The 11,416-nt window shown below is 70.3% G+C and carries 10 protein-coding genes; 5 read left to right on the top strand and 5 right to left on the bottom strand.

The genetic code is table 11. From position 1 onward, the window contains the following. The first annotated feature begins 17 nt into the window (after positions 1 to 17). Positions 18 to 269: a hypothetical protein gene (locus AB0M83_RS17815; RefSeq protein ID WP_364518236.1), complete on the top strand. Its 252-nt coding sequence runs from the start codon at positions 18 to 20 to the stop codon at positions 267 to 269. A gap of 5 nt (positions 270 to 274) precedes the next feature. Here the strand turns inward: AB0M83_RS17815 and AB0M83_RS17810 are convergent, their stop codons facing one another. The 4 genes from AB0M83_RS17810 to AB0M83_RS17795 form a co-directional block, all read right to left on the bottom strand. Next, complete coding sequence (locus AB0M83_RS17810; RefSeq protein WP_364518234.1) at positions 275 to 1,594, bottom strand: DUF4474 domain-containing protein; 1,320 nt, start codon at positions 1,592 to 1,594, stop codon at positions 275 to 277. After that, positions 1,591 to 1,899 carry a hypothetical protein gene (locus tag AB0M83_RS17805; protein ID WP_364518232.1) on the bottom strand — a complete coding sequence of 103 codons (309 nt, stop codon included), beginning with the start codon at positions 1,897 to 1,899 and terminating at the stop codon, positions 1,591 to 1,593. The genes AB0M83_RS17810 and AB0M83_RS17805 overlap by 4 nt, the downstream gene beginning before the upstream one ends. A gap of 191 nt (positions 1,900 to 2,090) precedes the next feature. Then, complete coding sequence (locus AB0M83_RS17800; RefSeq protein WP_364518230.1) at positions 2,091 to 2,888, bottom strand: enoyl-CoA hydratase-related protein; 798 nt, start codon at positions 2,886 to 2,888, stop codon at positions 2,091 to 2,093. Between the two features lie 67 nt (positions 2,889 to 2,955). After that, positions 2,956 to 3,534 (bottom strand): TetR/AcrR family transcriptional regulator, encoded by a 579-nt coding sequence (locus AB0M83_RS17795; protein ID WP_364518228.1) that lies wholly within the window; start codon positions 3,532 to 3,534, stop codon positions 2,956 to 2,958. Between the two features lie 89 nt (positions 3,535 to 3,623). Here AB0M83_RS17795 and AB0M83_RS17790 point away from each other — a divergent pair, with 89 nt between their 5' ends. Then, entirely contained in the window at positions 3,624 to 4,535 is a 912-nt protein-coding gene (locus AB0M83_RS17790; protein WP_364518226.1) for an alpha/beta hydrolase, read from the top strand. Positions 4,536 to 4,647: 112 nt separating this feature from the next. Then, the gene (locus AB0M83_RS17785) at positions 4,648 to 7,686 is read left to right on the top strand and encodes a glycoside hydrolase family 2 TIM barrel-domain containing protein (RefSeq protein ID WP_364518225.1); all 3,039 of its coding nucleotides are present in this window, start codon (positions 4,648 to 4,650) and stop codon (positions 7,684 to 7,686) included. A gap of 3 nt (positions 7,687 to 7,689) precedes the next feature. Here AB0M83_RS17785 and AB0M83_RS17780 read toward each other — a convergent pair whose 3' ends face one another. After that, complete coding sequence (locus AB0M83_RS17780; RefSeq protein WP_364518223.1) at positions 7,690 to 8,496, bottom strand: hypothetical protein; 807 nt, start codon at positions 8,494 to 8,496, stop codon at positions 7,690 to 7,692. Positions 8,497 to 8,783: 287 nt separating this feature from the next. Between AB0M83_RS17780 and AB0M83_RS17775 the strand changes: the two genes are divergently transcribed. After that, a complete protein-coding gene (locus AB0M83_RS17775) occupies positions 8,784 to 10,436 on the top strand; it encodes an AMP-binding protein (RefSeq protein WP_364518221.1) in 1,653 nt (550 codons plus the stop codon). Then, positions 10,436 to 11,404, top strand: coding sequence for a phosphotriesterase-related protein (locus AB0M83_RS17770; protein WP_364518219.1), 969 nt, complete (start codon positions 10,436 to 10,438; stop codon positions 11,402 to 11,404). The genes AB0M83_RS17775 and AB0M83_RS17770 overlap by 1 nt, the downstream gene beginning before the upstream one ends. Positions 11,405 to 11,416 lie beyond the last annotated feature (12 nt).

Below are 11,416 nucleotides of genomic sequence, written 5' to 3'. Positions count from 1 at the left end.
ACCCCTAGGGTGGCACCATGACCGACTCGACCTCGGAAGAGCTGGCCCGCGCCCTGCGGGACCAGGCCAGGAGCGCCGCGACCACGGCCCTGCGCGAAGGGCTGGAAGACATCGAAGCCCGGCACGGCCAGCACGTCGCCGACGAGGTCGCCGCCCTGGTCGACGTCGCCGGGGTGTTCGACGGCCTCACCGAGCGCGCGGCCCCGGCACGCCGGGACGACCGGGACGAGGACGGCGCCTGGGAGTTCAAGCCGCTGACCGGGTACTGAGGTCGTCACTTCCGCCAGTCGTAGCTCAGGGTGGGCGGGTCGTCCGTGCCCAGGTGGACGGTGAGGTTCTGGTCGGGGTGCGCGGCGGCGTACCGGGTCATCTCGGCGTAGATCCGGTCGCGCATGTCCGTGTCCCGCACCTCGATCGTGGCGCGCTGGCCCAGCGCGTCGGGGTTCACGTCCGAATCGGTGCGGATCGCCAGGTTCCAGAAGTGCTTCTTGTCGGTGCCGTCGGCGCCCTGGCCGTCGTTGGTGAAGTAGACCTCGCCGGTCGTCTTGTCGTAGATCTGCTGGGTCACCTTGATCTGGTCGTCGCCCTGGGCGGCGGAGAAGTAGCCCTCGGGGTGGTCGTCCCCGGGTTCGCGGGTGTAGAACCCGACCTCGCCGCCGTACGCCCCGCCGAAGCCGTAGCTGCCCTTCCACAGCTCCAGCCGGTACTGCTTCCCGGTCTTCGGGTCGGTGAACTCCATGTTGTCACCGCCGTCGCTGGTGTGGTCGAGCTTCGCGCCGATGACGGGTTCCAGCTTGTCGTAGAGGTCGTGCCAGCCGAGGTAGCTCTGCACGGAGTGTTCGCCGGTGGTGTAGAAGTCGCCGTTTTCGTCGTATTTGAAGCCGAAGTAGTCGTAGATCACCTGCGCGACGTCCGGGTCCTGCATGATCTTGTCCCAGTCGCCCGCGAGCAGGGCGAGCCGCAGTTCCGGGTTCTTCGCCACCAGCGCGGCGAGGGCCGGCAGCTCGCGGAGCAGGATCGCGGCGATCTCGGCGGGGTTGCGCTTCTCGGAGCCCGCCAGCTCCCACACCTGGCCGGTCTTGGTGCGCAGCTTCAGGCCTTCGGCGAGCAGGACGGCGTCGTAGGTGGTGACGGCCAGCTGCAGGTCGGCGAGCAGGACGAGGGCCTCGGCCTTGAAGATCTTGTCCTGCCCCCAGGCGAAGACGATGTTCCCCTTGCCGTGGCTCAGGTCCTGCCAGACCCGGTCGAGCTTCGTCCGGAGGGCATCGGCGCGCTCGCGCTTGTCCCGCGCTTCCGACTGGGCCTTTGCCAGCGCGTCGCGGATCACCTCGAACGACTTCGCCGACTCCTCGAGGTCTTCGGCCTGCGCGTCGCGGTTCTTCTTGAAGTCGTCGAGCGAATTCAGCGCGGCTTCACCGGCCCCGCCCTGCCAGCCTTCACCCAGTTCGACGCGCACGCTTTCGATCAGCGCCTTGGCGTCCTTGACGGCTTCCTCGGCGGTCCGGCAGGCGCGAGCCCGGTCGTCCAGCTCGGTCGTGCTGCCCTTCTCGACCTGGCCGGCGAGGTCGTGAATCCGGTCGAAGATCCCGGTCACCGGTCGATCCGTCCCAAGCCGCTGTCGAGGGCCTTCAAGAACGCGTCCCGCGCGCCGTCGTCACCGGCGCGGTAGGCCTTGGCGGCGGCGTTGATGCTCTCGACCAGGCTCTCGACCTGCTGCTGCGCGGCCTGCAGGTCTTCCTGCCGGGTGGTCAGCCAGACGTCGTAGTCGCCGGCGAACCCACCGGCCCGCGCGGTGTCCCCGACGTTCGGCGCCCCACCCGCGGCGATTCTCGGGGGTGGCCCCGCGCCGAGCTTGGCCGCGGCTTTGCGGATGTCCTCGACGTCGACCTCGAACCCCACCGGCTTCCTCCCCGTGTGACACGATCTGTCGGCAATGTAACAGTCGTGCTGGGCTGGCGTGGGGTGTTTCAGCCTGCCGGGTGGGGTGGGAATTTCGGTTCGCGGTTGGTTCCGGCTCGCCAGCGCCTTGGTCGGTCCGGAATGGCTGAATGACTCGATCGGTCGGTGTGTTGCGAGGCGAACCGCCGCACTCAGCCCCCGGAGTAGGGCGGGAATTTCGGTTCGCGGCGTTCGTTCCAGCTGGCCAGCCCCTCGGCCAGCTCGGGACGGCCGAACGACTCGATCATCAACGCCGTCGCCTCGCGGGCCGCCTCCTCCAGGGGCAGCAGAGCCTCCCGCAAGAACTGCGCCTTCATCACCGCCATCGACCGAGGTGCGCTGTGCGTCGCCAGTTCCGTCGCGTACGCGTGGGCCCGCAGCGGCAGCTCCTCCGCCGGGACCACCTCCTGGACCAGTCCGTAGTCCAGGGCCTGCTCGGCGGTGAACGTCCGCCCGGACAACAGCAGGTCGCGGGCCCGGCCCTCGCCCACCAGTGACGGCAGCAGCTTCGCGATCCCGTACTCCGCGATCAGCCCGCGCCGGGAGAACGCCGTGGTGAACTTCGCGCCCGCCGCGGCGAAGCGGACGTCCGCCGAGCACGCGATCACGAATCCCAGGCCCGCGCAGCCGCCGTTGATCGCCGCCACCACCGGTACGCCCACCGAGGACGCCGCCAGGACGTCGCGGAAGTTCTCGTGCCCGCCTCCGGATGCCGGGGGCGCCGCCGCGATGCCGTCCAGCAAGCCCAGGTCGGCGCCCGGGCAGAACGCCCGGCCCGCGCCCGTCACGACCACCGCCCGGATCGACGGGTCCGCGTCCGCCTCCCGCAGCAACCCGCCGTAGCGGGCCTGCATCGGCACGTCCATCGCGTTGCTGCGGGAGGGTTTGTCGAACGTCAGCGTGGCGACCGGGCCGTCCGCCGCGTACCGGACTCCGTCCACAGTGGACATGGGGCCTCCTCGGGGTCGCTGCCCATACTAAGCGGTCGCTTGGCGATGCCGCCAGGGAAAGCCGGATCTAGCTTCGGGCGCGCAACGCCTGCGAAAGGGCGCCGATGCTGACGCCGACGATCGCGTGGAGCTGCTCCTGGCTCGCTCCGGCCCTGCTCATCACGGCCAGCGACTGGTTGACTGCCGCAAGGTGAACGGCGAAGTCGTCGGCTGGCTTCGCGGCCTTCAAAGCGCTCCGCAGCCGCGCACGCTGAAGGTCCAAGGCTTCGATCGCGCGCTTGGCGATGGCAGGGCTCAGCACCGGTGTCGCCATCGCGGTCTGGGCGATCAGGCACCCGTCCGGCAGGTCGGGATCGGCAATGCGCTTCAGGGTGACGTCGAAGAACTGCCGTATCGCCCGCAACGGCTCCTCCGACGCACTCGAAAGAGCCTGGTCGTACCTTTCCCCGTAGTGCGCGGCGTAGCGGTCCAGGCAGCGCAGGTAGAGCGACTCCTTGTCGCCGAGCGAGGAGTAGATGGAACTGCGGTTCAGTCCAGTCGCCCTGGAGAGGTCGTCGAGCGATGTGTCGGCGTACCCGGCTCGCCAGAACTGGACCATCGCCGCGTCGAGCACGACGTCCACATCGAACTGCTTCTTCCCGGCCATCGCGCAGGCAACCTCGCTTCTGAGTCAAGTCGCTGTGACCTTCCATCGTATCTTGAACTGAACAGTTTAAGATGAGTTAGGGTGGTGACATGACCGAGAACTCGATCTCCGGGCTGCCGCAGCACGACCTCGCGGGGTTCACCCACCGCTGGGTCGACGCGGAAGGCGTCCGGCTCCATGCCGTGGAAGGCGGCCGGCCGGCCGGCCCCGCCGTCGTCCTGCTCGCCGGATTCCCGCAGACCTGGTGGGCTTGGCGCAAGGCGATGCCGGGCCTTGCCGAGCGCTTCCGCGTGATCGCGATCGACCTGCCGGGACAAGGTCACTCCGACCGCCCGCACGACAGCTACGACACGCACACCGTCGCTGCGCGCGTCCAGGCCGCGGTGACCGCGCTCGACGTGCCGAGGTACTGGCTCGTCGCGCACGACATCGGGGCGTGGGTCGCCTTCTCGCTGGCCCTGAAGTACGAAGAGCGCCTGCACGGCGTCGCTCTGCTCGACGCCGGCATCCCCGGAATCACCCTCCCGGACGCCGTCCCCACGGATCCCGGCCGGGCCTGGAAGACCTGGCACTTCGCGTTCCACCTGGTGCCCGATCTTCCCGAGACACTGCTCACCGGTCGCGAGCGTGACTACGTCGGCTGGTTCTTGACGGTGAAAGCCCTTTCCTCGACCACGTTCGACCGCACCGAGATCGACCACTACGCCGCCGCCATCGCGGCCGAGGGAGGTCTCCGCGCGTCTCTCGCCTACTACCGCGACGCCGCGGAATCCGCGCGCAAGAACCTCGACGCTCTCGGCCGGCGGCACTTGACCGTTCCGGTCCTGGGAATCTCCGGCTCCCATGGCTCGATCCCCGACATGGCCGCTTCCCTCGGCCCCTGGGCGGACTACACGACCGGCGTCGTCATCCCGCAGGCCGGGCACTTCATTCCCGACGAGCAGCCCGGCGCGGTCGTGGACGCGTTGACCGCCTTCATCGATCACGCACGCGTGGGGTAGCGGAGATCGGACAACCTGCGGGCGTTCGAAATTATCGAACCCTTTGTTCACTCGGAAACCCTTGTGCAATAGTGCTTTCCGCCGCATCTTCCCGCCGGAAGGGACTTCTCCGATGCCGAACACCCCGAGCAGACGTCAGGTCCTGGGCGGAGTCGGCGCCGCCGTCGTCACTTCCGCGCTCTCCCCGGCCGCGAAGGCCGCCGGAACCGGTCTCGGCCGGGCCACCGACCTGACCGACGGCTGGCGGTTCGTCCTCGCCAACCCCGACGGTGTCACCGACCCGGACGGCCGCTTCGCCGACGCCGCGAACCCCGGGTACGACGACTCGGGGTGGCAGGTCGTCGACGTCCCCCACGACTGGAGCATCGAACTGCCGCCGACCGCGACCGGCACGGTCAGCTCGTCCGGCTTCTTCCGCGGCGGCCTCGGCTGGTACCGCAAGACGTTCGTCCTGCCGCCCTCGGTCGCGGGCAAGCGGGTCTCGGTCGAGTTCGACGGTGTCTATTCGGACGCGCATGTTCACGTGAACGGCGAGCTGCTCGGCAACCACCCCTACGCCTACACCGGCTTCGCCTTCGACCTCACCGGCCGCCTGCACACCGACGGCCGGACCCCGAACGTCCTCGCCGTGCGGGCGGTGAACCCGCTGCCCAGCAGCCGCTGGTACTCCGGCAGCGGCATCTACCGCAAGGTCCGCCTGGTCGTCACCGAGCCGGTGCACGTCGCCCGGCACGGCACCTTCGTGACCACTCCCGGCATCGCCGCCGGCCGCGGCGCCGTCGAGGTGGCCACGGACGTCGTGAACGACTCCGCCGGAGCGCTGGCCGCCGAGGTGCGCACGACGGTCACCGATCCGTCCGGACGGGTGGTGGCCCAGGGCTCGGCGACCGTGCCGGTGGCGGCGGGGAAGACCGCCACGGCGGTCACCACGCAGACCGTCGCCGGCCCCCGGCTGTGGTCGGTCGGGGAGCCCCGGCTGTACCGCGTCCGCACCGACGTCGTCGTGGCCGGGCGCGTGCTCGACACGACCACGACGGACTTCGGCTTCCGGTACACCGAGTTCCACCCGGACCACGGGTTCTCGCTCAACGGCGTGCCGATGAAGCTGCGCGGGGTCAACCTGCATTCGAGCCAGGGTGCGCTCGGCGCCGTGATCGACCCCGCCGCGCTGGAGCGCCAGCTGCGGCTGATGCTCGCGATGGGCGTCAACGCGCTGCGGACCGCGCACAACCCGCCCGCGCCGGAGCTGGTGGCGCTCTGCGAACGGCTCGGGATCCTGATGATGGTCGAGGCGTTCGACTGCTGGCGGACCGGGAAGGTCGAGTTCGACTACCACCGCGACTTCGACGCGTGGAGCGCGCGCGACATCGCCGAAATGGTGCACGCGGCCAAGAACTCGCCGGCGGTCGTGCTGTGGTCGATCGGCAACGAGGTGCCGGACGCGTCGATGGCCGGCGGCCCGGAGATCGCGGCGGGGCTCATCAAGACGGTCCGCGGCATCGACCCGACCCGGCCCGTCATCATGGGTTCGGACCGCTACCGGAGCGTGCCCGCGCCCGGGTCGCCGCAGGACCTGATCCTGCGGCAGCTCGACGGCCTCGGCGTCAACTACAACACCGCGCAGTCGATCGACGGGCTGCACGCGGCCTACCCGGACAAGTTCTTCTTCGAGTCCGAATCGTCGTCGGAGACCTCGACGCGCGGGGCGTACCAGGACCCGGACCTGCTCAACACGGGGGAGAACCACACGCCGGGCAAGCGGGCGACGTCGTCGTACGACAACAACCTGGCCTCGTGGACGTTCAGCGGCGAGTACTCGCTGAAGAAGGACCGCGACCGCAAGTTCTGCCAGGGTCAGTTCCTCTGGGCCGGCCAGGACTACCTGGGCGAGCCGACGCCCTACGACGTCTTCCCGGTCAAGACGTCGTTCTTCGGTGCCGTCGACAGCGCGGGCCTGCCGAAGGACGCCTTTCACCTCTTCCGCAGCCAGTGGAGCACCGCGCCGATGGTGCACCTGACCCCGATGGACTGGACGGCCCACCGCCCCGGCGAACCGGTCGCGGTGTGGGTCTACTCCACTGTGGACACCGTCGAGCTGGTCCTCAACGGGAAGTCCCTCGGTGTCAAGGAGTTCGATCGGAAGACCACTGTGGACGGCCGGCCGTACCTCGAGACGACCGAACCCGTCGGCGACGACAAGAACGATCCCTCCGGCAGCTACACCAGCCCGAACGGCAGCACCGGCAAGCTGCACCTGACGTGGACCGTGCCGTTCGAACCCGGCACGCTCACCGCGATCGCCCGGTCCGGCGGGCGCGAGGTCGCCCGCGACCGGCTCGTCACGGCCGGGCCGCCGCGCGCGGTCACGCTGACCGCCGAGCCGCGCGGCGACGGCGCGATGGCGTTCGTGACGGCGTCGGTCGTGGACTCCCGCGGCGTCGTCGTGCCCGGGGCCGAACCGGTGCTGCGGTTCGCCGTCCGCGGGCCGGGACGGGTCGCCGGGGTGGACAACGGCCGGCAGGAGCTCGCGCAGAGCTACCAGCAGCCGACGATTCCCGCCTTCCGCGGGCAGGCCGTGGCCGTCATCGCCGCGACCGGCGGCCGGGGCCCGATCACCGTCACGGCGAGCGCGCCGGGCCTCACACCGGGAAAGACGACGGTGCCGGGGACGCACCTCGGGCAGCGCAACGGCCCCGGTGCGCGAGCGGTGGAGCGGCCGGAGCCCCCGGTCGTCCTGGCCGCGGACGCGAGCTATTCGGGCGCCCCGGACACGCTGCCCGCGGCGATGCTGGACGGCGACCCGGCCACCGGCTGGTCGAACTTCCACGTCAAGCAGGCGACCGCGACCCTGCCCGCGGTGAGCCGGCCGCGGCCGGCGGACTGGGTGTCGCTCGTCTGGCCGCGGCCGCAGCGGATCGGCGTGCTCACGGCAAACTTCGTCGTCGACGGCCGGCATGGACGGCCGGACGCCGTCGAAGTCGCCTACCGCACGGACCGCGGGTTCGTGCCGGTGCGCGAGCCGAAGATCACGTGGGGAACCGGCTCGAACGAGCCCACGACGGTCTCGTTCGAGCCGGTCACCACCACGGAAGTGCGGATCACGATGACGACCCGGGGCTTCCTCCGGATCAGCGCCCTCGTCGCCCGCTGACCCTCACCGGCTGCAGGGGGCGAGGGCGTCGAGGCCCTGCGGCTTGTCGGCGTTGCGGCCGATCGCCGTGGCGATGCGGTTGATGGTCGCGACGCGCTTGTCCTCGAGCGGGCCGAGGATCGCGTTCTGCACGAAGTTCGCGCCACCTTCGCCGGCACTGGTGACGAGCCGGTTGTTCGCTTCGGCGATCTGCGTGTTCAGCAGCTCGAGGTTGCGCTGGACCTCGGCCTGGGCCTGTGCGGGGATGGCCGGGAGCTGCGAAGCGACGTCCGGGCAGCTGATCTGCCCGGCGTTGCCGCCCGTGTTCCCCGTGTTCCCGGTCCCTTGCGCCGGTGCCGTCGCCGGAGCGGTCGACACCGTGCCGGCGCCGGTGTTCGCCTGCCCACCCAGCGAGCACGCGGCGAGCCCGCCGAGGTTCTGCGGCTTCTCGCCCTGGCGGCCGATGGCGATGGCGATCCGGTCGATCGTCGACGCCCGCTTGTCCTGGAGCGGCCCCAGGATGGCGTTCTGCACGAAGTTGGGGCCGCCTTGCCCGGCGGTGGTGACGAGGCGGTTGTTCGCCTCGGCGATCTGCGTGTTCAGCAGGCCGAGGTTGCGTTGCACCTCGGCCTGGGCCTGAGCGGGAATCGCGGGGAGCTGCGAGGCGACGTCGGGGCAGCTGATCTGGCCTCCCGTGGCGGCGCTGGCGGCGCCGGGGTCGCCGACGGTCGTCGCGATCACCAGCGCCCCGGCCGCGATCCCGAGGCCGAGGGCCGCCGTCGCGATCTTCGTCCGCCGCGAGAGGCGGTGTCGTCCACCGGTAGCAGGCATGAATCACTCCAAGTTAGCGTGAACATAGAGGGTCCACACGGGCAGCGCGCGGTTGTTCCGAATGGTGCGGCCGAGTCGGTCGCGGAGCAATCGTGGTGGCTTCACCAGGGGTTTGTCCAGGGCGAAGTGAGAAATAGGGAAAAGGTGAACCATTCCGAACCGGCGGCCGTATTCACCGGTGAAAGGAGAGTTCTGCATTTCCGTGGCGGAGCCGGGTCTTGACGCGGGCCGCCGTGGCCTCCTAGCGTCGGCATACCGACCGGTCGGTGTCCAAGGGAGGTCACTGGATGAGCTGGTACGACGCGAAGCCCTGGCTCGCGAGCTACGACGAACGAGTGCGGACGGCGGAACCGGCGAAGCCGACGACGCTGCCCGAGTCGTTCCGCCGCGCGGTGGACCACGTCCCCGACCGGGCCGCGATCGCCTACTTCGACGCGCGGCTGAGCTACCGCGAGGTCGACGAGCTCTCCGACGGCGTCGCCCGCTACCTCACGAAGAGCGGCTTCGCCCGCGGCGACCGGCTCGCCCTGGTGCTGCAGAACATCCCGCAGTTCGTCATCGCGCTGCTCGGCGCGTGGAAGGCCGGCGGGATCGTGGTGCCGGTCAACCCGATGTACCGCGAGCGCGAGCTGACCCACGTCTTCACCGACGCCGGCGTCAAGGCGGTCGTCTGCTCGCAGCGCGGCTGGAACGCCTACATCGGCGAGACGGCCGCGGCCAACGGCGTCGGCATCGCGCTCACCACCAGCGAGCTGGAGTTTCAGACGCGCACTGACGAACGCGTGCTGGGCAAGGTCACCCGCGAAGAGACCCCGGGCGCCACCGAACTCCTCGAAGCCGCCGCCACGCCGGGCCCGAAGCCGCCCGAACCCGCGTTCGCGCTCGACGACACCGCGCTGATCAGCTACACCTCCGGCACGAGCGGCACACCGAAGGGCGCCACCAACACCCACGGCAACATCGGCACCAACGCCGCGGGCCTCGGCTCGTTCAGCGGTCTCCCCGAGGGCTCGACCCTCTTCGGGCTCGCGCCGCTGTTCCACATCACCGGCATGGTCTGCGAAGTCGGCTCCGCGATCGACATCGGCGGCACGCTCGCCCTCGCCTACCGCTTCGACGCCGGGGTCGTGCTCGACGCCTTCCTCGAGCACCGGCCGTCGTACACGGTCGGGCCGTCCACCGCCTACATGGCGCTGATGGCGCACCCGTCCTTCAGCCGCGAGCACTTCTCGTCGTTCGCGCTGCTGTACTCCGGCGGCGCCGCGCTGCCACCCGCCGTCGTCGAGGCGTTCCGCGCGAAGACCGGGCACTACATCCACAACGGCTACGGCCTCACCGAGACGACGGCCGGCTGCGTCGTCGTCCCGGGCACCCTCGAGGCGCCGATCGACCCGGAGTCCGGCACGATCTCGATCGGCCTGCCGGTGCCGGACACGATCGTCCGGATCCTCGGCGAGAACGGCGAAGAGCTGCCGTTCGGGCAGCCGGGCGAGATCGCCGTCGAGGGCCCGATGGTCGTCTCCGGCTACTGGAACCGCCCGGACGCGACGGCGGAGTCGCTGCCCGGCGGGCGGCTGCTCACCGGCGACATCGGGTTCATGGACGAGCGCGGCTGGGTCTACGTCGTCGACCGCAAGAAGGACATGATCAACGCGTCCGGCTTCAAGGTCTGGCCCCGCGAGGTCGAAGACGTCCTGTACACGCACCCGGCGGTCCGTGAGGCCGCCGTCGTCGGGATCGCCGACGAGTACCGCGGCGAGACGGTCAAGGCGTACGTCAGCCCCGCGCCGGGCGCGACCGCCGACCCCGCGGAACTGGTCGCCTGGTGCAAGGAACGGCTGGCCGCCTACAAGTACCCGCGCACCATCGAAGTCCTCGACGAGCTGCCGAAGACCACCAGCGGCAAGATCCTGCGCCGCGAGCTGAGGGCGAGGGGCTGATGGTCGAGACCGTCCGCGGCGCGATCGCGCCGGAAGCGCTGGGCCGGGTGCTGATGCACGAGCACCTCTTCGTGCTCAGCCCCGAGTTCGTCGCCAACTACCCGGACGACGACGGGTTCAAGGAAGAAGTGCACGTCCCCGAGGCGATCCGGCGGCTCAAGGAGCTGAAGGACGCCGGGATCGACACGATCGTCGACCCGACGGTGATCGGCCTGGGCCGCTACATCCCGCGGGTGCAGCGGGTCGCCGCCGAGGTCGACGTCAACATCGTCGTCGCCACCGGGCTCTACACCTACAACGACGTGCCGCACTACCTGCACTTCCGCGGGCCCGGCACGATGCTGCAGGGCGAGGATCCCCTGGTCGGGATGTTCGTCGGGGACATCCGGGACGGGATCTCGGGCACCGGTGTCAAGGCGGCGCTGCTCAAGTGCGCCACCGACGAGCCGGGCGTGACCCCGGGTGTCGAGCGCGTGCTGCGAGCGGTCGCGAAGGCGCACGTCGAAACCGGCGCGCCGATCATGACCCACACGCACGCGGGCACCCGGCGGGGCCTGGAGCAGCAGGCGATCTTCGAAGAGGAGGGCGTCGACCTGGGCAAGGTGCTGGTCGGGCACTCCGGCGACTCGACCGACCTCGGTTACCTGACCGAGCTGGCCGACCGCGGGTCGCTGCTCGGCATGGACCGGTTCGGGCTCGACCTGCTGCTGCCGTTCGAGGAGCGGGTGGCCACGGTCGCGGCGATGTGCGAGCGCGGCTACGCGGGCAGCATGGTGCTCTCGCACGACGCGTCCTGCTACATCGATTGGCTGCCCGCCGAGCAGCTGCCGGTGCTCACGCCCAACTGGCACTACCTGCACATCACGCGGGACGTGCTGCCCGCGCTGCGGGAACGCGGGGTGTCCGAAACGGACATCACGACCATGCTCGTCGACAACCCGCGGCGGTTCCTGTCCTGGGCCGGCTGAGCCGTTATCCTG

Source organism: Amycolatopsis sp. NPDC051106, from assembly GCF_040682775.1.
Classification (GTDB): Bacteria; Actinomycetota; Actinomycetes; order Mycobacteriales; family Pseudonocardiaceae; genus Amycolatopsis.
The sequence above is the reverse complement of the archived record's forward strand: the minus strand, read 5'-3'. Positions and strand labels throughout refer to the sequence as shown.